Origin of the sequence: Streptomyces akebiae (assembly GCF_019599145.1) — a bacterium.
Taxonomy (GTDB): Bacteria; Actinomycetota; Actinomycetes; order Streptomycetales; family Streptomycetaceae; genus Streptomyces; species Streptomyces akebiae.
Window position 1 is genome coordinate 5,620,096 of the sequence record NZ_CP080647.1, and the last position, 18,361, is coordinate 5,638,456.

The 18,361-nt window shown below is 71.2% G+C and carries 24 protein-coding genes; 9 read left to right on the forward strand and 15 right to left on the reverse strand.

Translation table 11 applies throughout. The features are described from left to right. Window positions 1-230 precede the first annotated feature (230 nt). Window positions 231-854, forward strand: a complete 624-nt coding sequence (locus K1J60_RS24255) for a superoxide dismutase family protein (RefSeq protein WP_220648017.1) — start codon at window positions 231-233, stop codon at window positions 852-854. A gap of 61 nt (window positions 855-915) precedes the next feature. Here the strand turns inward: K1J60_RS24255 and K1J60_RS24260 are convergent, their stop codons facing one another. From K1J60_RS24260 to K1J60_RS24280, 5 genes are all read right to left on the reverse strand, one after another. Continuing rightward, window positions 916-1,596: a Uma2 family endonuclease gene (locus tag K1J60_RS24260; protein ID WP_220648018.1), complete on the reverse strand. Its 681-nt coding sequence runs from the start codon at window positions 1,594-1,596 to the stop codon at window positions 916-918. 59 nt (window positions 1,597-1,655) lie between these two features. Continuing rightward, window positions 1,656-2,504: a helix-turn-helix domain-containing protein gene (locus tag K1J60_RS24265; RefSeq protein WP_220648019.1), complete on the reverse strand. Its 849-nt coding sequence runs from the start codon at window positions 2,502-2,504 to the stop codon at window positions 1,656-1,658. A gap of 304 nt (window positions 2,505-2,808) precedes the next feature. Next, a complete protein-coding gene (locus tag K1J60_RS24270) occupies window positions 2,809-3,354 on the reverse strand; it encodes a DinB family protein (protein WP_220648020.1) in 546 nt (181 codons plus the stop codon). Between the two features lie 55 nt (window positions 3,355-3,409). Continuing rightward, window positions 3,410-3,616, reverse strand: coding sequence for a DUF397 domain-containing protein (locus K1J60_RS24275; RefSeq protein ID WP_220648021.1), 207 nt, complete (start codon window positions 3,614-3,616; stop codon window positions 3,410-3,412). Beyond that, window positions 3,600-4,439 (reverse strand): helix-turn-helix domain-containing protein, encoded by an 840-nt coding sequence (locus tag K1J60_RS24280; RefSeq protein WP_220648022.1) that lies wholly within the window; start codon window positions 4,437-4,439, stop codon window positions 3,600-3,602. Before K1J60_RS24280 ends, K1J60_RS24275 begins: the two co-directional genes overlap by 17 nt. A 107-nt stretch (window positions 4,440-4,546) precedes the next feature. On the opposite strand from K1J60_RS24280, the gene K1J60_RS24285 reads away from it, so the two are divergent. Together K1J60_RS24285 and K1J60_RS24290 are read left to right on the forward strand one after the other, a co-directional pair. Continuing rightward, window positions 4,547-4,786, forward strand: a complete 240-nt coding sequence (locus tag K1J60_RS24285) for a hypothetical protein (protein ID WP_220648023.1) — start codon at window positions 4,547-4,549, stop codon at window positions 4,784-4,786. Beyond that, window positions 4,783-4,995 (forward strand): hypothetical protein, encoded by a 213-nt coding sequence (locus tag K1J60_RS24290; RefSeq protein WP_220648024.1) that lies wholly within the window; start codon window positions 4,783-4,785, stop codon window positions 4,993-4,995. The genes K1J60_RS24285 and K1J60_RS24290 overlap by 4 nt, the downstream gene beginning before the upstream one ends. Window positions 4,996-5,022: 27 nt before the next feature. Here the strand turns inward: K1J60_RS24290 and K1J60_RS24295 are convergent, their stop codons facing one another. The 3 genes from K1J60_RS24295 to K1J60_RS24305 all read right to left on the reverse strand — a co-directional run bounded on the left by K1J60_RS24295 (window position 5,023) and on the right by K1J60_RS24305 (window position 7,818). Further along, window positions 5,023-5,601 carry a hypothetical protein gene (locus tag K1J60_RS24295; protein WP_220648025.1) on the reverse strand — a complete coding sequence of 193 codons (579 nt, stop codon included), beginning with the start codon at window positions 5,599-5,601 and terminating at the stop codon, window positions 5,023-5,025. Between the two features lie 126 nt (window positions 5,602-5,727). Next, window positions 5,728-6,774, reverse strand: coding sequence for an N-acetylmuramic acid 6-phosphate etherase (gene murQ, locus K1J60_RS24300; protein ID WP_259407894.1), 1,047 nt, complete (start codon window positions 6,772-6,774; stop codon window positions 5,728-5,730). Window positions 6,775-6,882: 108 nt separating this feature from the next. Then, window positions 6,883-7,818, reverse strand: a complete 936-nt coding sequence (locus tag K1J60_RS24305; protein WP_220648026.1) for a MurR/RpiR family transcriptional regulator — start codon at window positions 7,816-7,818, stop codon at window positions 6,883-6,885. 55 nt (window positions 7,819-7,873) lie between these two features. Here K1J60_RS24305 and K1J60_RS24310 point away from each other — a divergent pair, with 55 nt between their 5' ends. Together K1J60_RS24310 and K1J60_RS24315 are read left to right on the forward strand one after the other, a co-directional pair. Then, window positions 7,874-8,293 carry a hypothetical protein gene (locus K1J60_RS24310; RefSeq protein WP_220648027.1) on the forward strand — a complete coding sequence of 140 codons (420 nt, stop codon included), beginning with the start codon at window positions 7,874-7,876 and terminating at the stop codon, window positions 8,291-8,293. Continuing rightward, window positions 8,290-8,562 (forward strand): DUF4031 domain-containing protein, encoded by a 273-nt coding sequence (locus K1J60_RS24315; RefSeq protein ID WP_220648028.1) that lies wholly within the window; start codon window positions 8,290-8,292, stop codon window positions 8,560-8,562. The genes K1J60_RS24310 and K1J60_RS24315 overlap by 4 nt, the downstream gene beginning before the upstream one ends. Window positions 8,563-8,694: 132 nt before the next feature. Here the strand turns inward: K1J60_RS24315 and K1J60_RS24320 are convergent, their stop codons facing one another. The 3 genes from K1J60_RS24320 to K1J60_RS24330 form a co-directional block, all read right to left on the reverse strand. Beyond that, window positions 8,695-9,813 (reverse strand): GNAT family N-acetyltransferase, encoded by a 1,119-nt coding sequence (locus K1J60_RS24320; protein WP_220651660.1) that lies wholly within the window; start codon window positions 9,811-9,813, stop codon window positions 8,695-8,697. A 29-nt stretch (window positions 9,814-9,842) separates the two neighbouring features. Further along, window positions 9,843-11,066, reverse strand: coding sequence for a Cmx/CmrA family chloramphenicol efflux MFS transporter (locus K1J60_RS24325; RefSeq protein ID WP_220651661.1), 1,224 nt, complete (start codon window positions 11,064-11,066; stop codon window positions 9,843-9,845). A gap of 102 nt (window positions 11,067-11,168) precedes the next feature. After that, window positions 11,169-11,855, reverse strand: a complete 687-nt coding sequence (locus K1J60_RS24330) for an HD domain-containing protein (protein WP_220648029.1) — start codon at window positions 11,853-11,855, stop codon at window positions 11,169-11,171. A gap of 89 nt (window positions 11,856-11,944) precedes the next feature. Between K1J60_RS24330 and K1J60_RS24335 the strand changes: the two genes are divergently transcribed. After that, the gene (locus K1J60_RS24335; RefSeq protein ID WP_220648030.1) at window positions 11,945-12,622 is read left to right on the forward strand and encodes a maleylpyruvate isomerase family mycothiol-dependent enzyme; all 678 of its coding nucleotides are present in this window, start codon (window positions 11,945-11,947) and stop codon (window positions 12,620-12,622) included. A gap of 23 nt (window positions 12,623-12,645) precedes the next feature. On the opposite strand, the gene K1J60_RS24340 is transcribed toward K1J60_RS24335, so the two are convergent. Continuing rightward, window positions 12,646-13,449, reverse strand: a complete 804-nt coding sequence (locus K1J60_RS24340) for an SGNH/GDSL hydrolase family protein (protein ID WP_220648031.1) — start codon at window positions 13,447-13,449, stop codon at window positions 12,646-12,648. Between the two features lie 216 nt (window positions 13,450-13,665). Between K1J60_RS24340 and K1J60_RS24345 the strand changes: the two genes are divergently transcribed. Continuing rightward, the gene (locus tag K1J60_RS24345; protein WP_220648032.1) at window positions 13,666-14,043 is read left to right on the forward strand and encodes a beta/gamma crystallin domain-containing protein; all 378 of its coding nucleotides are present in this window, start codon (window positions 13,666-13,668) and stop codon (window positions 14,041-14,043) included. Here the strand turns inward: K1J60_RS24345 and K1J60_RS24350 are convergent. Further along, window positions 14,037-14,252 (reverse strand): DUF397 domain-containing protein, encoded by a 216-nt coding sequence (locus tag K1J60_RS24350; protein ID WP_220648033.1) that lies wholly within the window; start codon window positions 14,250-14,252, stop codon window positions 14,037-14,039. The two genes, K1J60_RS24345 and K1J60_RS24350, sit on opposite strands and share 7 nt — an antisense overlap. Beyond that, on the reverse strand, window positions 14,212-15,075 hold the full coding sequence (locus K1J60_RS24355) for a helix-turn-helix domain-containing protein (protein ID WP_220648034.1): 864 nt from the start codon (window positions 15,073-15,075) through the stop codon (window positions 14,212-14,214). The genes K1J60_RS24350 and K1J60_RS24355 overlap by 41 nt, the downstream gene beginning before the upstream one ends. A gap of 170 nt (window positions 15,076-15,245) precedes the next feature. On the opposite strand from K1J60_RS24355, the gene K1J60_RS24360 reads away from it, so the two are divergent. Then, window positions 15,246-15,971, forward strand: a complete 726-nt coding sequence (locus K1J60_RS24360; RefSeq protein WP_220648035.1) for a copper homeostasis protein CutC — start codon at window positions 15,246-15,248, stop codon at window positions 15,969-15,971. 30 nt (window positions 15,972-16,001) lie between these two features. Here K1J60_RS24360 and K1J60_RS24365 read toward each other — a convergent pair whose 3' ends face one another. Further along, window positions 16,002-16,787 carry an NPP1 family protein gene (locus K1J60_RS24365; RefSeq protein ID WP_220648036.1) on the reverse strand — a complete coding sequence of 262 codons (786 nt, stop codon included), beginning with the start codon at window positions 16,785-16,787 and terminating at the stop codon, window positions 16,002-16,004. Window positions 16,788-17,103: 316 nt separating this feature from the next. Here K1J60_RS24365 and K1J60_RS24370 point away from each other — a divergent pair, with 316 nt between their 5' ends. Next, window positions 17,104-18,360: a trypsin-like serine peptidase gene (locus K1J60_RS24370; RefSeq protein ID WP_220648037.1), complete on the forward strand. Its 1,257-nt coding sequence runs from the start codon at window positions 17,104-17,106 to the stop codon at window positions 18,358-18,360. The last annotated feature ends 1 nt before the right edge of the window (window position 18,361 follow it).

The window sequence follows — 18,361 nt, forward strand, 5'->3', positions numbered from 1 at the left end:
GCCCCGCGCTGGGCCCGCGTTGGGCCCGCGTTGGGCCCGCGCCGGGGATCTTTCGCCAAGTCTCCCCAGTACCCGGCGGTAGCGAACCAATTCCGTCATATGTGTCGTTGTAGTGTCGTGGCACAGCGCCGTCGGCGCCCCAACTCTCCTGATTGCACGGGGAGTTGGGGCGCCGATGCGCTGACCGTCCCTTGACGGTCCCCTTCCCCCACGAATCGGACAAGATACCCATGGCACGACACAAGCTCACCCTCAAGCACAAGCGGTTCCTCGCGGCCGGTGCCGCCGTCGCGGCCATCGCGGGCGGCCTCGGCGTCGCCGCGAACGCGGGCGCCAGCGAGACGGTCGAGAAGAAGGCACCGGTGCCGAAGGTCGTCGTCAAGACGGTGTTCGCCCCGGCCGACACCGCCGATGTCGCGACCGCCGTCACCTACGACACCGCCCTGGTCCCGGTCGCCGGGCGGGTGCAGGTCAAGGAGGAGCTGCGGCGCGACGGCGGTACGCGGATCGAGCTGCGGCTGCGGGACCTCGCCGCGAACCGCGTCTACGGCGCGCACGTCCACACCAAACCGTGCGGCAAGCTGCCCGCCGACGCCGGGCCGCACTACCAGGACGAGCTCGACCCGAACCAGCCGTCCGTCGACCCGGCGTACGCCAACCCTGAGAACGAGGTGTGGCTCGACGTGCGGACGAACGAGGACGGTTCGGCCCGCTCGATCGCCACCGTCGACTGGCGCTTCCGGGCCGACGGGGCCCGCTCGGTGGTGCTCCACACGGCGGCCACCTCCACCCACGCGGGGCACGCCGGCACGGCCGGGGCGCGGCTGGCCTGCGTGAACGTTCCCTTCAAGTAGGAGCCTCCGGCGGGGAACCCGCGGGCGCGGCCGGTAGCCGGTATCCGGTATCCGGTAGTGGTCAGTCGGCGTAGTCCTTGAGCTTCTCGGTGTCGAGCGTGATGCTCACGGGCGCCGGGATCTCGACGGTCGCGCCCCACGGGTGGGACTCGGTCTGCCGGTACCGGCCGTCCTTCGGTTCGCTGAACACGGTGACGGTGGTGTTGTCGCGGTCGATGAGCAGGTAGACGGGGATCTCGGCCGCCGCGTAGCCGAGGGGCTTGTCGACGCGGTCGCGCTGGTCGGTGTCGCGGTCGTGCGAGGTGATCTCCACGGCCATGAGGGCGCCGGTCGGGTCGGACCACTCGCCGTCCTGCACGAAGTGGTCCACCGGTGCCAGGAAGCCGTCGGTGCGGGCGCGACCCTTCCGATATGCCTCTGCCTTCACACCACGCTCGGGCGCGAGGTCGAGGTCTGGCCGCTGCTGCATGCAGTGGCGCAGCAGCCACATGAAGATCGACGTGTGCTTGCCGTCCGGCACTGCCTTGACCTCTACTTTTCCGTTGATGTACTCAAGCCGCACGGTCTCGGGAGCCACGGCGGCCAGCTCCTCGAACTCGTCGACGTCGAGCGGGCCGTGCCGGACGCACAGCCTCCCGCCGAGAAACTCCAGCCGGTTCCGCAGTTCCCGGGGGGCCCTGCGGACGAGTTCCTCGAAGTCCTCGACGGACATCTGCGGGTGCTCAGCGGTGTCAGGGGTCATGGTGTCGCCTCCTTCCTCCCATCGTGCCCCGGCGTGGTGTCGGCGGACCGTAGGAGCGGTCATACGGGTGTCCCCTCTCGTGGCTGTTGTGACATCGCCGCACGGATCTGGGCCGCGTGGGTGCGGACCGCGGCGGCGGACAGGGGCGCCTTGGAGTGGGCTGGGGCGCGTTCGCCGCGGCACGCGCCGCAGACGCCGCCCGGCAGGGCTTCCGGGCGGCCCGGGGTGCGGCAGTGGGCGCATTCCAGCATGCGGAGGGGAGGACGTGAGAGCTCTGGCTCCGGGGTGCGTTCCGGCAACGGCACCGGTTCAGGCGGGAGCTTGTCGCGCAGACGGGTGCGGATGAGGGCGGCCGGGCTGTGGACGGGGGTGGGGAGGCCGCTGGTGAGGGCCCGGTTGATCTGCTCCTCCGTGGCGCCGCGTTCGAACCACGGGGTCAGGAGCGGGGCCAGGGCCACGCAGTCGGCCTGCGACAGGGTCAGGACCGGCGTCGTACGGCCCAGGGCGGCGAGCAGGATGTGGGCGCGGGAGCGGGTGGGACGGGCTCGGTCCGGTTCCTCTTCGGGTACGTCACCCCGCGTGAACCTCGCCCACCAGGTGTCGTCGCGCGCGGTACGGGAGAACCACGTTCGGGTGATCCACTGCGACGTCCCCGACTTGGCGGTCAGGTGTTCGCGGCCCCGGCGCAAGTGGCCCGCGTCCTGAAGCCTGTTGAGGGCCGTACGCAGGGCGCATTGGCCGTACGGCAGCTCCTTGGCCAGCGTCTTCACGCTGATGTCGGCACCGTCGGGGAGGCGGTCGATGTACGCGGCGATCGCTGCTTCGCGGGGTGGGAGGCCGGCGAAGTCGTGTGCCGTGTGGGGGAGTTGGCCGGGGGCGGCGCGCTTGCCGTAGCCCGGGTTGGCCATGGGGTGACGGTGCGGAGGGTGCGGGTCCGCGTGCGCGGGCAGGGGGGCAGCACTAGAGTTGGCAGCAGCCATGGGGATCGAGTCGCTTTCGATCTCGTAGGTCAAGCCCCCGCAGGTGTTGGTAGCACCTGGCGGGGGCTGTTTCGTCTGCGGGCACCGTATCAGCACCGTCACGGTGCGTGGCAAGTCGAACGCGTGACGTCAACTTGCCGGGTGGGAGGGTGGGTTGAGGCCCACCTCCCGTTCCGAAAAAAGAGGGCTCGCGGCTGGTGGCTTGAGCTTCGGGGCCGGTTCCGCCCGCGCGTCAGCCCATGCTCTTCGCGCCGTCCAGGGCCTCCCTGAGGATGTCGGCGTGCCCGGAGTGCTGGGCCGTCTCGCCGATGATGTGCATCAGCACCCGCCGGGCGGACCAGCTCGCCTCCCCCTCGAACCACGGGGCCTTCGGCAGCGGGTGAGAGACGCTCAGGTCGGGCAGGGCGGCGACCACCTCGGTCGTACGGGCCGCCGTCCGCTCGTACGCGTCCAGTACGTCCGCCAGCGTCTCGCCGGGCAGCATCCGGAACTCGTCGGCCCGCCGCGCCCAGTCGTCCTCGGTCATCGCGGTGAAGTCGGGCATCGCCGAGGTGCCGATGCGGATGAACTCCACCCAGTTGTGTTCCATCGCCGTGACGTGCTTGATCAGGCCGCCGAGGCACAGCTCGCTGACGGTCGTCCGCCGGCCGGCCTGCTCGTCGGTGAGCTCCCGGGTGGTGAGGCGCAGGAAGCCGCGGTGCTTGTCCAACGCCTCCAGCAGGTCGGCGTGCTCGTCGGTGGGCAGGGTCGGGGCGGGGGAGTTCGCGGTGGTGTTCATGACGCCACGTTAGGACGGGAGTAGGTCAGATCCTGACCTATTGGACCCTGGCGGGTCAGGCTCGCTTCAGATCCTCGATGAAGAGGGACCAGCTCTCCGCCCGGAACACGAGCTTCGGGCCGAGGGGGTTCTTGGAGTCGCGCACGGGGATGTGGGGGGAGGAGGAGAGGGTGACTTCCAGGCAGTTGCCGCCGCCGCCTTCGCTGTAGCTCGACTTGTGCCATATGGCGTTGCCCAGCTCGTGGTCAGAGATGTTCCTCATGGGCATAATCCTGCGCCAATGCTTCGACCAAGGCCAGGGACTTCTCGGGCGGGAGCGCGGAGGCTGCGAGGAGTTCGAAGGTGAGCTTCAGCTGGGAAACGAGGCCCGGGTCGTCCTCCAGGCGTCCGACACGGGGCCCCTCGAAGTAGACCAGGGTCGGGGCGTCGTCGAAGTCCATCAGCTTCAGTGAACCACCCATGGCCGTGTGGGCGCCCGCGCTGAAGGGCAGCACCTGCATGACGATTCGGTTCCTGCGGGCCAGGCGGGCGACGTGGGTGAGGGCTTCCGCCATCACGGCCCGGCCGCCGGTCTCCCGGCGCAGTCCCGCTTCGTCAAGGACCACCCACAGCATCGGTTTTGTTGGATCGTCGAGCAGGCGGGTGCGGGCAATGCGGCCGTCCACCCATTCGTCGATCGTCTCCTCCGGTGCCGTTGGGGCGAAGCCGCGGTTCACAGCTCGTGCGTATGCGGGCGTCTGGATCAGGCCGGGAATCAGGGTTGGGGCGTACTCCCTGATCGCGGTGGCCTCTGCTTCCGCTTCTGCGGCTGCCGCGAAGTGCTCGGGATAGCGGGACTTGGCCATGGCCAGGCAGTTGCGCGAGAAGAAGTCGTCCGTGTCGAGCGCGACATCGATCAGGCGGGCGATCTCCGGCTGCATACGCCGTACCGCCGCCTCCAGCTGCCCCACGAACGATCCGCTCACGAACAGCTGCTGGCCCAGTTCCTCCTGGCTGAGCCCTGCCCGCTCCCTGGCGTGGCGCAACTCCGCTCCCAGCATCGCTCGCGGCGACGACGACGGGTCGAGGTCCTTCGGTCCTGGCATGGGCACTACTCCCTGTACAGCAGTCCCCCTGTTGGGGCGTCGTATCTGGCCAGGTTAGGGCGGTGTCGGACACGCTGTGTGGTGAATCGGCAACCCAGCGTGGAGGAATGGACGACGTGAAGAACAGAGCGGCGAACGGCCGGCGCAGGTCCGCGTTCTCGACCGAGGACGCCGTGGAGCAGCTCGACCAGGCCCTGCGCGCTGTCGGGATCATCCTGCCCTCCCTGCGTGTCGACCCGATCACCGGCGCGAGTGAACTGCCCTATGCCCTGGTCGAGTTGGGACGCTGCAATCTCCAGGTCGCCGCCAAGCTCGCCGCCGTGCTGCGCAAGGCGGCCGAGACGTGACCGCCCCGCGGCGGTCGTACGCCGTGGACGTGCGCGACGGGCGGCTCGGTGAGGTGATGGGCCGCGAGGGCGGTTACGTGCAGTTGCGGCCGGTCGGGGGTGGGCGGGAGTGGGACTGCCCGCCGGAGGCGCTGCGCGAGGCCACGCCGGGGGAGGTGCTGCGGGCCCGGGTGCGGCGGGTCAACGCGGAGGGGAGGCTGCCGTGCTGAGCGAGACTCTCGGGCGCCCGGGGGCGCTCACATGTTCCCCAGGGGCTCGATGTCCATCCGGACCGGTTCGCCCCAGATGCGGGTCACGTCGTAGTCGGTGAACTCCTGGACCAGGCGGTAGGCGATGGCGGGGCGGGGGCCCCGGCGCTGGGCGGCGAGGTAGAGCTCGGCCTCGCGGCGGTCGCGGCGGGGGGTGCCGCAGAGCTGCCAGACCTGGCCGTTCCACGCTTCCGGGAGCCAGCGCTGCTGGGGTTCGGGGCGGTCGTCCCGGATGCCGTAGCGGGAGGGGGCCGGGGTGGTGGGGCCGGCGGGGCGGGGCGGGCCGTAGCTGTCGTTCAGCTCGGTGCGGCGGGCGGCGCGGCGGCGGGTCTCGCAGAGCAGGCAGCGGTCGGGGGCCTCCTCGTCCACCGGGCCGTTCGGATGCTCGGCGCAGCGGGTGGTGGGGGCGGCCGTCGTGACCGTCTCGTCCAGCAGCTCCAGGGCTCGCTTGATGTCGGCCTTCACCTCGTGCAGCCGGGCGTCCGGGGTGTCGGCGTTCAGCGCGTCGCCGTGCTCCCCGAGGACGCGCAGGGCACGGCCGAGGGCGGTGAGCTGGGCGTGGTTCATGGTGGTCTCACCCCGGGGTGGTGTATTCGCGGACCCTCTTCTGACCTATGAAGGGTGCCATGCGGCACCGACAACCCTCCCTCCATGGGCGTCAGGGGCCGCCGCAGGGTGCCGTCGCGAGGCGTCTCACCGTGACATCGCCGCCGCCAGGGCCGCCCGGAGGTGGCCCTCGTTCTCGGTCAGGAGGCGGGTCGCCGTGGGGGCGTCCACGCCGCTCAGGATGGTGAGGATGGCGTTCTTGACCTGGCCGTTCGAGGCGGTGAGGGCCGTTTCGATCTCGTCGTCCGTCGCGCCGGTGGCGAGGGCGACGATGCGGTGGGAGCGGGCGCGGAGCTTGTCGTTGGTGGCCCGCACGTCGACCATCAGGTTCCCGTAGGTCTTGCCGAGGCGGATCATGGTGATCGTCGAGAGCATGTTGAGGACGAGCTTCTGGGCCGTGCCCGCCTTGAGCCGGGTCGAGCCGGTGACCAGCTCGGGTCCGACGACGATCTCGATGCCGTGATCGGCCGCCGCCGCCAGCGCGCTGGCCGCGTTGCAGGACAGGCCCACCGTCAGCGCGTCGGCCGCCCGCGCGTGCTCCACCGCTCCCACCGCGTACGGCGTGCGCCCCGAGGCCGAGACGCCCACCACCGTGTCGTCGGGGGTCAGGGTGAGCGCGTCGAGGTCGGTGCGGGCCAGGTCCGCCGAGTCCTCCGCGCCCTCGATCGAGGTGACCATGGCCTCACGGCCGCCCGCGATCAGGCCCACGACCCGCGTCGGGGCCGTGTTGAACGTCGGCGGGCACTCGGACGCGTCCAGCACCCCCAGCCGGCCCGCCGTCCCCGCGCCCGCGTAGATCAGCCGACCGCCCCGGCCCATCCGCTCCGCGATCGCGTCGATCGCCGCCGCGATCAGCGGCAACTGCGCGGCCACGGCCGTCGGCACCCCCGCGTCCTCGGTGTTCATCAGCTTCGCGATGTCGAGCGTCGGAAGCTGATCGATGTCGGCCAGCTCCGGCCGGAACGCCTCGGTCGTCAACGACTCCAACTCGGCGCGCACGGCCAGGTGGTTGGCCAGGGCGGCACCCGGGAGGCCGGAGCCGGCCGGGAGGCGGGACCCGCCCGGGAGGCCGGACCCGCCCGGAAGGCCGGCGGCGTTCGGGAGTGCGGAGGTGTCCGGGGAGGTGGGGGGCATGGCGACTCATTTCGTGCGGGGTGGAGCGACTGTGCCTTCGAGGGCGGACGCCGTGGTGGTCCGGACGGTCGGGACGGTCGGCCGCGGTCACCGCGACAGCCGTCCCGGCTACCGCGAGGGGCCCCCGATCCGATGCCGATGGGCCAGCGCCTCGTACGAGGCGGACAGCGCCGGCGCGGCCGACTCGTACGTCCGTTGCGCCACTCCGACGAACAGGCAGTCCACGACCAGCAGTTGGCTCGTCCGGGACGACATCGCCGCCGGTCGCAGCTCGCTCTCCCGTGCCGTGGACGTCGTCAGGACGTGGTCGGCGTACTGGGAGACCGGCCCGTCCGGGCGGCCGGTGATCGCGACCGTCGTGGCGCCGTGGTCGAAGGCCACCCGCAGCGGTTCGATGACGTCGCCCGTGGAGCCGGAGTGGGTGATCGCCACGGCCACGTCCTTCGCGCGGAGCTGCACCGCGTTGGTGACGGCGAGGTGCGGGTCGCTGTGCGCCTGGGCTATCAGCCCTATGCGGAGCAGTTTCTGTGTGAGGTCCTGGGCGACCAGCCCGGATGCCCCCACCCCGTACACGTCTATGCGCCGGGCACCGGCGAGCGCCGCGACGGCCGCGCCGAGCTGGCCCATGTCGAGTCCGGCCGCCGTGTCCGCGAGGGTCTGCTGCTCGTCGTAGGCGAGCTTGGCGACCACGTCGGGCAGCGGGTCGTCCACCGCGATGTCGGCCGTGACCGAGGGCGCGCGGCCCGAGAGCTGGTGGGCGGCGAGGCCCGCGAGGGCGAGGCGCAGGTCGCGGTAGCCGGGGTAGCCGAGGACGCGGGCGGTGCGGACGACCGTGGCCTCGCTGGTGCCGGTGAGTTCGGCGAGGCCCGTGACGGTGAGCGCCGCGCAGGCGGCCGGGTCGTTCGCCACCGCCTCCGCGACGCGCTGCATGGAGCGGGTCATGGAGGGCGCCAGCGTCCGCACCTTCGCCGCGAGGGCGGCGGGGGCGGGCGGCGCGACCGGTGCGGACCCCGGTGAGAAAATTTCCTTCACGTCATCGCTCACATATTGAAAGATATTTTCTGTCGGGTGTGATGGTCAAGGGCCGCACAATGGATGCATGAGCCCCAGCAGTGACCCCGTGAGCCCCCTTGAGCAGACGCTGCACGCGGCTCGCGCCCTCGTGCTCGCCGATCTGGTGTCCGGGAAAGTCGCGGAGGCGGACATCGTCTCGATGGTCGAGGAATCCGTCGCGCAGCGCCGCTGGTGGGTCGAGCAGTGGCCGGACGGCGCGGCGTACGTCGCCGGGCTCGTCGCCCAGGACGTCCAGGACGCCCTGCTCGAACGGTACGGCCGCTGGCCCCTGTGCCCGGTCTGCGGCGACGGCGACCCGCACGCCCTCGACGTCGAGCCGGAGCTCGGGCCCGATCCGCAGTGGGTGTGCCACAAGGCGGGGGTGCGGGTCGCGGCGCTGGGGTCGCTGGGCGTCCCGTCCCCCGGTGCCTTCGGGGATGCCCCCGGCGGGGCGGCGTCCTCGTGACCCTCTACGTCGATCCGCCCACCTGGCCGGGGCACGGGCGGATGTGGTCCCACCTGGTGAGCGATGTGTCCTTCGACGAACTGCACGCGTTCGCCAGGAAGTTGGGCATCCCCGAGCGCGCCTTCGAGCGCGACCACTACGACATCCCGTCCCATCGCTACGCGGAGGTCGTGCGGGCGGGTGCCGTGGAGGTGGGCTCGAAGGAGCTGCTGCGCAGGCTGACGGGAGCGGGGCTGCGCAGGCCGAAACGCCGGGGGCCCTCGGCCTGAGGGCCGGAACGGCATCGGCCGCGCCGCCCGTACGGGTCAGTGGGCCAGTGGGGCAGTGGGGGAGTGGGTCAGTCGACGAAGACCGCGTCCGGCGTGTTCACCCGGTCCCGGAGCGGTCGGGCCCGGCGTACCTCAGGCGCGCAGCCGGAGTTCGTACGCGAACTGCCCGCCGTGCTCCCCGTGCTCCCCGTCGCCCCAGTCGTCGCTCACCTTCTCGAATCCGGCGCGTGAAAGGACGCTCTGCGAAGGGGTGTTGAGCTTCTCGACGACCGCGAACAGCGACCGTACGTCCCCCCGCTCCCGGCTCCGCCCCCGCGCCCAGCCGGTCAGCGCGCCCACCGCCTCGGTCATGTAACCGCGCCCGCGCGCCCCCTCGACCAGGTCGTACCCGATCTCGACACGACCCTCCTCGTCCGGCGCCCCGTGGTAGCCGAGCGCGCCGACGGCCAGCCCGTCCTCCTTGCGGACGAGCACGAACATGCCCCACTCCGGGCGGTGCACCCCCGCCTCGTACGCCTGGAACACCAGGCCCGCGCCGATCCGGGTCCCGTCGACCGGGCCGCCCACGACCCAGTCGAAGCCGCCGGTGCCGCCCTCGGCGAGATCGGCCGCGGCGGCCGGGTGGATGCCCTGGAGGACGAGCCGCTCGGCGTCGATGTGCAGCGGGTTGCTCCACTTCCATTCCGTGACGGGCGCCCGGCCCGGCAGGTCGCCACGACCGGTGGCCCACAACAACGTCGCCCAGGGGTCGTCACCGGGCCTGACGTGCGGGAAGAGGCGCGCGAGCACGGACTCGCACAGGCCGAGCCCGGCGGGCGGCACGGCCGCGGACGCCGGAAGCCCGAGGCCCTCCACGATGTCGTGCGTGTGCAGCAGCACCTCGGCGACGCCCATCGCGGCGAAGCCCTCGCGGTCGGCGGCGCGGAACGGGTACGGGTGGAAGGCGCGGACCGAGCGGGGGGTGGTGTGGACGGTGGCCGTGAGCAGGGCGCCGGTCGTGCGGATCACCTCCAGCACGTCGGCGTTGTTCTCGCACTCCGCCATGTCGATCTCGAACGGTACGTAGCGTGCCGTCGGCCGCCCCGCCAACTGTGCCGCATACGCGATCAGGTCCGACGCGATGTGCTCGGCGGTCTCCCGGCAGTTCCAGTCCAGCCGCCCGGCCCTGGTGCCCTCCCAGTCCCGGTCGGCCACCGCCCCCAGCACCGCGAGACCGTGTTCGACGGCTTCCCGTACCTGTTCCCCACCCATTCGTCGCATGGCGGCGAGGATAGGCGTGGTCAGGCCTCCGTACGTACCGGATTTACGGTGCCCGCGCCGACGGTGTCACCGTTCCCGGCCACCAGGCGGGAGGCCCGCGTACGCCGGTGCAGGCGCAGGGACACGGCGGTCGCGACGATGGCGGCCGCCGTGATGGCGCCGCCCGCCCAGGCCGTGGCGGCGAAGCCGTGACCCGCGTCGATGACGACGCCGCCGATCCAGGGGCCGCCGGTGTTGCCGAGGTTGAACGCGGCGGTCGTGGTGGCACCGGCGAGGGTCGGGGCGGCACCGGCCACGTTGAACAGGCGGGCGTTGAGGGCCGGGGCGGTGTAGAAGCAGGACACCCCGAGGAGGAAGGAGAGGAGGACGGCGGCCACGGCGTACTGGGCGAGCAGCGCCAGGGCGACCAGCAGCACCGTGGAGGCGGCGATCCCGCTGAGCAGCACCCCGAAGAGGTGCGCGTCCGCGAACCGGCCCCCGACCGCCGTGCCGATCAGCGCCCCGATCCCGAACAGCGCGAGCACCGTCGGCACCCAGCCCGCGTCCAGGCCCGACACGTCCGTGAGCAGCGGCGCGAGATAGCTGAACGCGCAGAAGACGCCACCGGCGGCGAGCGCCACGACGCCGATGGACAGCCAGACCTGCCCGTCGCGGTAGATCCGGGCCTCCCGGGCGAGCCGGGGCCGCTCGGCGGGCAGCGGGATGGCCGGTACGAGCGTGACCACGCCGACCAGCGCGACCGCCGAGGCGACCGCCACCGCCCAGAACGCCGAGCGCCACCCGAAGTGCTCCCCGAGGAACGCGCCCGCCGGTACGCCCAGCACGTTCGCGATCGACAATCCGCCGATCATGATGGCCAGCGCGCGGGCCCGGGCGTTGACGGGCACCATGGCCACGGCCACGGCCGCCCCGACCGCCCAGAACCCCGCGCAGGCGAGCGCGCTCACGATCCGGGAGGCGAAGAGGACCGCGTAGTTGGGGGCGAGAGCGCCGGCGACCTGACCGAGGCCGAAGACGGTGATGAGGGTGACGAGGGTCGTCCGGCGCGGCAGCCGCAGCGTCGCCACGGCCAGCAGGGGCGCCCCGACCACCATCCCGATCGCGAACGCCGAGATCAGCAGTCCCGCCCGGGGAATGGACACGTCCATGTCCTCGGCGATGGGCGGCAGCAGCCCCGAGAGCATGAACTCGCTGGTCCCGAGCGCGAAGACGGCGAGGCCGAGGATGTAGACGGAGAGGGGTATGCGGAAGCGGGCGGCGTGGTCCGGAGCGGCGGCGGGTGAGGGCATATCCATGGGCAACCGACGGCCACCGGGTCGCATTCCCGGCGCGGAGCCGCCGCCGGTTCAGCTGTCGGCCGGCCCTGTGGGTCCCGTCAGCTCCGTCAGCTCCGCCAGCTCCGTCCGCAGGTTCTCCCGGGCTCGGGCCTCCCACTCCCGCTGTCCGTACGGCGTCCTGAACAGCCTTGGCAGGTTGAGGAGTTGACGCAGCACCGCCGCGCGGCCCGCTCGGAACGCGTCGTCCGGGACGAAGCCGTACTCCTCCCGCACGGCGGCGGCGTACGCGGCGTACGCGTCCGGCGGTGACGCCAGGATCGCCAGGTCCGCGTCGCACAGGACCTGCCCGTTCGGGTCGTCGTCGGCCGGATCGTGCGTGACGGTGAGGCGCACCAGCCGCGCCACCTCCGCCGTCCTCTCCTGCGACACCCCCGCCTCCGGCAGCGCCCGCTCGGCGAGCCGGGCCGAGCGCTCCTCGTTCTCCGACCGCTCCGGCAGATAGACCGCGTCGTGGAACCAGGCGGCCAGACGGACGAGGTCCGGGTCCGTCGCGTGGTCCTCCAGCACCTCGATACGGTCCAGCACCGCCGTGAGGTGGTCGAGGGTGTGGTACTTCCGCTGGGGCTCCGACCAGCGCTTGATCAGGTTGTCGCAGTACGGGAACGGATCGGGGCGGCGGGCCCCGTCCCGGGCCGACGACAACGCGGGCAGCCAGCGGTGGCGAAGGGCTTCGCCGGGGGACTGGGAGTCGGGCATGTACGCATTGTGCCGTGGTGGTGCGCCGTGCTGGTGGTGGTGCGCCGTGGTCGTGCGCCCGGCGGCCCTCTGCCCCTAGCGTGGGGTGCATGACGACTGTGGCTGATACGCACGATGTACGGGACCCCGGACTCCCCGCGCGGCTGCTGGCCGGTGAGCGGGACGCGCTGGTGCCGCTGTTGCGGGGGAGGCCGGAGGCGGACTTCGGGGCGGCGACCTGTTGTCCGGGGTGGAGTGTGCGGGACATGCTGGCGCACTGTTCCGCCGTGTTGTCGCGGGTGGTGGAGGGCCGGCTCGAGAAGGGCGTGTTCAGCCCGGAGTCGAACGACCGGGACATCGCCGAGCGGGTCGAGTGGCCCGTCGCGCGGATCGTGGACGCGCTGGAGCGGGGCATGACCGAGGCGGGCCCGGTCATCGCCGACGCCGGTGGCGTCCTGGACGGCGTCGCTTTCGGCGAGTGGGTGCACGCCGGTGACGTACGCGAGGCGTGGAGTCTGCCAGGCGCGTACGACGGTCCCCAACTCGGCTTGGCGGTGGAGCTGTTGACCCACCTCACCCGGGTGGGCGGCACCCGCCCGCTGCACGCCGACCTCGACGACACCGACACGCCCCTGCTGCTCGGCGCCCCGAGCGGCGACGCCCCGCCCGCCCGCTACATCGGCGACGCCTCCACCCTCGTACGCCTCTACTCGGGCCGCCGCCCGCCCGCCGGGACGTCATATGAGCTGGCCGGCGCGACCGAGGCCGAGCTCATCCTCCATCCCTGAGCCCGGCCGCGGTCACGGGTCGGTCAGCCCCAGGTGGAGATGAACTTCGCCGCGTAGCCCTTCTCGTGGCCCGCCGCGTTGGGGTGGAAGGTCGCCGTCGTGTCGGACGTGTTGACGCCGTGGACCCACGGGTCGGTGCCGCACGCCCCGTGGCCGGTGAACTGCTTGCGCATGTCGACGAAGTGGACGCCCGCGTCGACCGCCGCCTTCGCCGTGCCCTCGGCGAGGGCGTCGGCCAGCCCGTTCATGTCGGCGCGCTTCTTGGCGCTGAGCTCGATCGGGGAGCACACGCCGGTGGTGGAGAGCGTCTGCGGGTAGCCGAAGACGAGTATCAGGGCCTTCGGCGAGCGCGCCTTGATGTCCTTGTAGAGGCCGCTGAGTTCACCCACGAGCTGGTTCCTGGCGACAGCCGACATCCACCCGGTGGCCAGCGCGCAGGCGCTCTCGGTGTCGGTCAGGCACGTCCTGACCACCGTCGAGAACTGGGTGTCGTTGCCGCCCACCGTGAGCGTGACGAGGTTCGTCGACGCGCTCAGCGCGGACAACTGCTCGGCCCGTACGTCCGCGATGGTCGCGCCGCTGCAGGTGACGTCCTTCAGCGTGTACTCGGGGTTGGCCGCCGCCCACAGGTGGGGGTAGTTCTTCGTGCTCCGCTTGCAGTCGCCGCTCGCCGGGTCGTACGAGCCCGCGCCGACGCCGGACGCGTACGAGTCGCCGAGCGCGACGTACTCGGCGGTCGGCGTCGCCGCCTGGGCCGGGGCGCCCGCCGCGACCAGTCCCGCGAACGTCATCAGACCTGCGGCGACGGCCGCTGTGATTCTGCGCATGACTTCCCTCTGCGTCGATCTCTGAAGCTTGAAGCCGGAATTGATCGCAGAGCGTACAGCGGGAAATGGGACTCGCAATTCACTGTGCACGGGAGGGCAACTGCCTCTGCCCTCAAGGGCATTGGTGCGACGAGTTTCCCGATACGAAGCAACCTGACGGGCCTTCTGACCCTCTCACTCGCCGAATCCCAGTCGTGAGAGCCAGAGGGGTCCTCGATGAACCGTTCGCTCGCCCGCCGCGCGCTCCGCTTCGCCGGTGTCACCGGTGCGGCGCTGGCGGCCACCGTCGCCACCGCGCTGCCCGCGCACGCCATCAACCGCGTGGACTGCGGGGACCGGAGTGACTTCCTGTACTTCGAGGTCGACGGCGTGAATCCCTGCTTCGCCAACGCCGGCACCATCGATGTCGCCATCTACGGCGTGGGCTGGATGAACACCGGCAACAACGAGGTGAGCTTCAAGTACCGCACGGTTCTGGGCGGCCCTCAGTGGGACTCGGGCCGCCTCCCGAAGTGGTACGCCTTCGACCTCGGCCTCGCCTCCGGTTCCCCCAGCGGCAAGGTTCACAAGATCGAGCAGATCACCATTTACTGAGGGGCGCGGAGTTCCCGGGCCGCCGCCGCGACAAAGCACGACCAGGCGGCGGCCTGGAATACGAGAACATCGCCGGTCGCGTTTTTGCTGTCGCGGACGGGGACGATTCCGGGGAGATCGTCGGAGACTTCGACGCACTCCGCGCTGTTGCCCCCGCTGTAGCTGCTCTTACGCCAAGTCGCGGTCCTCAGATCGGGTGCGTTGCGCATCCTCGTACTCCTTGGCCGCCTGCTCGATCAGGGCGAGGGACACGCCAGGCGACAGTGCCGCACCCCCAATCAGATCGTAGGACAGCGTGGAACGCGTCACTACGGCAGGATCGTCCTGGAGACGGCCAGTTTCGGACCCGTCGGCGTAAGCGAGGGGAGGGGCGTCCTCGAACGTCATGAGCTTGAACATGCCCGTCATCCCGGCATTCGCTCCCTCCGCCAGCGGTAGCACCTGGACGATGATCCGGTGGCGCCTGGCCATCGCCGCGATGTGCTCCAACTGCGCGGCCATGACCGCCGGTCCGCCCACCGGGCGACGTACGACCATCTCGTCCAGCACAGCCCAGTACTGAGGCTTTCGCGGGTTCTCGAAGATGTGCGCTCGTGCGCGGCGGGCCGCTACCCGACCCTCGACCGCGTCCTCCGGCAGGAACGGGTCGTAGGCCCGGACGACCGCGCGCGTGTACTCGGCCGTCTGCAGCAGGCCCGGCACCAGGATCGGCGCCCAGTCCTTGATCGTGAGCGCCAGGCCCTCGAACTCCACCACATCTGCGAAGTGATGCTCGTACGGGGACTGTCGCGCCGCCTCCAGGTTCCGTGTGAAGAACCCGTCCGTGCCCAGCACCTCGTCCGCCATCCTCGCGAACTCCGGCTGCATCCGGCGCGTCCCGACCTCCAGCATCCCCACGTACGCCCCGCTGATGAACATCGCGGCCCCCAGGTCCTCCTGGGACAGGCCCGCCCGTTCCCGCCGGTGGCGCAGTTCCGCGCCGTACATCGCCCGCGTGGACTGGGACGGGTCGATGGTCCTGGGCTTGGGCATGGGCAACTCCCTCTCGTACAGCCGGTCTTGTTGCTGCGCGCCGATTCGAGGGTAGATGCGCAGGGTGGTCGGACGCGTGCGAAACGTGACGGCCGTGTCCAACAGCCCGGATAGTTGTTAAATTGGACTAGACCTGTTGTCGTCACGTGTAGCCCGAGGGAAGGGGCCCCATGACCACGCGCGCGCTTCTGGAGGTGATCGCCCTCGACGCCGAGGACGCCGTCGCCGCCCAGGCCGGAGGTGCCGACCGGCTGGAGCTGGTGGCGGACATGGCGGCCGACGGGCTCACCCCGACGGTCGCGACGTTCGTGGAGGTGCAGGCCGCGGTCGACATCCCCGTACGGGTCATGCTGCGGCTGGCGGACGGGTTCGCGGCGGGGCGGGTGGACGCGTTGGTGCGGGTCGCGTGCGACCTGCGGGCGGCCGGGGCCGAGGAGTTCGTGCTCGGGTTCCTCGGGGAGGACGGCGGGCCGGATCTGGACGCCGTGGAGCGGGTGGTCGCCGAGCTGGACGGCCGCTCGTGGACGTTCCACCGGGCGATCGACCGCGCCGCCGACCGGGACGCCCTGCGCAAGCAGCTCGCGGACCTGCCGGGGCTTGACACGTATCTGACGGCGGGGTCGGCGCAGGGCGTGGACGACGGGCTGCCGGTGCTGCTGGCCGAGGCCGCGAGACGCGGGGAACCCGGCTACACGCAGCGCCTCATGATCGGCGGTGGCCTCCGCCTGGAGCACATCCCCCGGCTGCGCGCCGCCCGCGTCGACGCCTTCCACATCGGCGGCGCGGCCCGCCCGTACGGCTGGACCGCGCCGGTCGCCGCCGAGGCCGTACGGGACTGGCGCGAGGCCCTGGACGCCCGAGTCGCCCGAGCGGGGGCGAGGACCCGGGGCGACTGACGTCCCGGGCGCCGTAGCCCCGCCCTGCCCTCAGGCGTTCGGGTCGAAGGAGATCCCCGACGGCATGGCCTTGGTGAGGTTCGAGGCGAAACTGCCGTCCTTGAGGCCGAAGTTGGCGCTGCCGAAGTCGTAGGAGACGAGGATGTCGCGGATGCCGGCCGGGTAGCCGTTCCAGCCGACCAGCGGCGGGTACTGCCAGGTGCCCTCGTGGTTCTCCGGCGGCTCGTCGTTCGAGCCCGCGAGGCGGAAGCAGTGCGTCCGGATGCCGTCCTTGTGGTAGACGATCTTCGGGTGGGTGCCGTCCCAGCGGACCGAGGACGCGGCGTGCACGGTGAAGCCGCCGTGGGCGGAGGTCGAGACGTACTGGGCCGTGCCGTTCTGCACCCAGACCACGACGTGCTCCCAGTCGTGCCGGTGGCCGCCGATGCTGCTGCCCGCGACCGCCTGGTCCTTCTCGAAGTAGAGGTCGTACATGATCGCGCACCAGCCGTTGTTGCACTTGTAGCGCGAGTAGCCGTTGGTGTTGTCCAGGTCGGACTGGTCGCGGCAACTGCCGTTCAGTGAACCGGTGGGCTTCAGGCCGCCGTTGACCGTGCCCGTCGGACCGATCGCGGGCGTCGAGTAACAGCCGTCCGTGTCGTAGTCGTACGCCGGCTGCCACGTCTTCTCCAACGTCTCCGCGTTGGCGGGCAGCGCGGCGGGCGGAGCCGCGTACGCACTGCCGGCGACGCCGACCACCAGCGCGACGGTGGCGCCGAGCACCACGGCGGATCTGCGGAAACGATGCGAAGTGCGCGTGCGCGAACCTGTCTTCACTGCGACCTCCTGAGCCTGCCGTGGGGGATGGCATGCGCAGGTCAGATTGACGCTACTCGCGGGTAGTGCGCAAGGGGCCGGAGGTGTCGGAGTGATGAAGAATCAATCATTGTGAAGAACCTGTGAGTTGCGGCCCGGGGGATGGGATGGGCGGGGACGCGCCACATCACAGGTCGATATCCGCCACGTAGTTGTTGTGTGCGAAGTCGCCGTGAAGGGACTTCCGGAGATCATCGCGGGCTCGCGCGCGGGCATAGTGGTCTCCGCCCCAGCCAAGCGGGGGCATGACAAGTTTCATCACACGGGGACGGGCTCCATGCCATTCATACGCCGCCGCGGCCTCACGGCCGCTGCCGCCGTGATCGCCGCGGTCATGGTCACTACCACCGCCTGCGGCAAGACCGAGGAGAGCGGGGCCAAGGCCTCCGACTCCACCACCGCCCAGGCGGACGCGGGCGACAACATCGACACCGGCGAGAACGAGAGCGGCGGTGACACGACCGTCGGCGGCTTCAAGCTGCCGGAGGGCGTGCCCACCGAGCTCGACGGTGACGCGCTGCAGAAGTGGAAGGACGGTGGCTGGCAGGACTTCAGCGGCGACTGGGCCTCCAAGGCGGAGGACTTCGCCAACCCGTACATCGAGGACTTCTGGACGCCGGAGCGCATCGCCGAGGCCGAGGAGAACCTGCCGGACCTGCCCGCGATCGCCGAGGCGGGCAACACCGCCACCGGTTCGAGCAAGACCACCCAGGTCTGGCTGCCCGACGGCAAGGTCAAGAAGCAGCAGGCCGGCAGGGTCAAGGCGACCTACCACAAGTACGCGCCCCCGGTCGGCAAGCTCTTCTTCACCACGCCCCAGGGGTCGAGCGTCTGCTCCGCCGCCGTCGTGAAGGACCCGGCGCACCCGGGCAGGTCCAACCTCGTGTGGACCGCCGGGCACTGTGTGCACGCGGGCAAGGGCGGCGGCTGGTACCGCAACATCGCCTTCGTCCCGTCCTTCAACAACACGGGCAAGCTGAACATCGGCCAGGCGTCGGCCAACTACCGCGCCGCCAACGTCTCCCCGTACGGCGTCGCCTGGGCCGACTGGGCCACCACCTCCGGCACCTGGATCAAGGGCGGCGCCGCGAGCGAGGGCACCGTGGCCGCCGCGTACGACTACGCGGTGCTGCACGTGAAGCCGGAGAAGGGCTCCAAGTCCCTGGAGGAGCGCCTCGGTTCGGCCCTGCCGGTGTGGTTCAACGCCCCCGCCGCCAACAAGGTCAAGAACATGAAGGTGCGCGGCTACCCGGCCGAGGCCCCGTACGACGGCTCGAAGATGTACCACTGCCAGGGCGCTACCAAGCGCTTCGTCCTCGGCTACAGCTACCCGAGCGACTACCCGGCCCAGTACATGGTCGGCTGCACCATGAACGGCGGCGCCTCCGGCGGCCCCTGGTTCATGTCCCACAAGGGCCGCACCTACCTGGTCTCCAACAACTCCCTCAGCGACCGCTCGACGTTCATCACCGGGCCCCGGCTCGGCAAGAACGCCAAGCAGGTCTACCTGGCGACCAGCAACAAGTTCAAGTAGG

What these genes read in the sequence shown, in the direction of transcription:
- K1J60_RS24255 (WP_220648017.1), top strand. Translation starts at nt 231, where the DNA reads ATGGCACGACACAAGCTCACCCTCAAGCACAAGCGGTTCCTCGCGGCC.
- K1J60_RS24260 (WP_220648018.1), bottom strand. Translation starts at nt 1,596, where the DNA reads ATGACCCCTGACACCGCTGAGCACCCGCAGATGTCCGTCGAGGACTTC.
- K1J60_RS24265 (WP_220648019.1), bottom strand. Translation starts at nt 2,504, where the DNA reads ATGGCCAACCCGGGCTACGGCAAGCGCGCCGCCCCCGGCCAACTCCCC.
- K1J60_RS24270 (WP_220648020.1), bottom strand. Translation starts at nt 3,354, where the DNA reads ATGAACACCACCGCGAACTCCCCCGCCCCGACCCTGCCCACCGACGAG.
- K1J60_RS24275 (WP_220648021.1), bottom strand. Translation starts at nt 3,616, where the DNA reads ATGAGGAACATCTCTGACCACGAGCTGGGCAACGCCATATGGCACAAG.
- K1J60_RS24280 (WP_220648022.1), bottom strand. Translation starts at nt 4,439, where the DNA reads ATGCCAGGACCGAAGGACCTCGACCCGTCGTCGTCGCCGCGAGCGATG.
- K1J60_RS24285 (WP_220648023.1), top strand. Translation starts at nt 4,547, where the DNA reads ATGGACGACGTGAAGAACAGAGCGGCGAACGGCCGGCGCAGGTCCGCG.
- K1J60_RS24295 (WP_220648025.1), bottom strand. Translation starts at nt 5,601, where the DNA reads ATGAACCACGCCCAGCTCACCGCCCTCGGCCGTGCCCTGCGCGTCCTC.
- murQ (WP_259407894.1), bottom strand. Translation starts at nt 6,774, where the DNA reads ATGCCCCCCACCTCCCCGGACACCTCCGCACTCCCGAACGCCGCCGGC.
- K1J60_RS24310 (WP_220648027.1), top strand. Translation starts at nt 7,874, where the DNA reads ATGAGCCCCAGCAGTGACCCCGTGAGCCCCCTTGAGCAGACGCTGCAC.
- K1J60_RS24320 (WP_220651660.1), bottom strand. Translation starts at nt 9,813, where the DNA reads ATGGGTGGGGAACAGGTACGGGAAGCCGTCGAACACGGTCTCGCGGTG.
- K1J60_RS24330 (WP_220648029.1), bottom strand. Translation starts at nt 11,855, where the DNA reads ATGCCCGACTCCCAGTCCCCCGGCGAAGCCCTTCGCCACCGCTGGCTG.
- K1J60_RS24335 (WP_220648030.1), top strand. Translation starts at nt 11,945, where the DNA reads ATGACGACTGTGGCTGATACGCACGATGTACGGGACCCCGGACTCCCC.
- K1J60_RS24340 (WP_220648031.1), bottom strand. Translation starts at nt 13,449, where the DNA reads ATGCGCAGAATCACAGCGGCCGTCGCCGCAGGTCTGATGACGTTCGCG.
- K1J60_RS24345 (WP_220648032.1), top strand. Translation starts at nt 13,666, where the DNA reads ATGAACCGTTCGCTCGCCCGCCGCGCGCTCCGCTTCGCCGGTGTCACC.
- K1J60_RS24350 (WP_220648033.1), bottom strand. Translation starts at nt 14,252, where the DNA reads ATGCGCAACGCACCCGATCTGAGGACCGCGACTTGGCGTAAGAGCAGC.
- K1J60_RS24355 (WP_220648034.1), bottom strand. Translation starts at nt 15,075, where the DNA reads ATGCCCAAGCCCAGGACCATCGACCCGTCCCAGTCCACGCGGGCGATG.
- K1J60_RS24360 (WP_220648035.1), top strand. Translation starts at nt 15,246, where the DNA reads ATGACCACGCGCGCGCTTCTGGAGGTGATCGCCCTCGACGCCGAGGAC.
- K1J60_RS24370 (WP_220648037.1), top strand. Translation starts at nt 17,104, where the DNA reads ATGCCATTCATACGCCGCCGCGGCCTCACGGCCGCTGCCGCCGTGATC.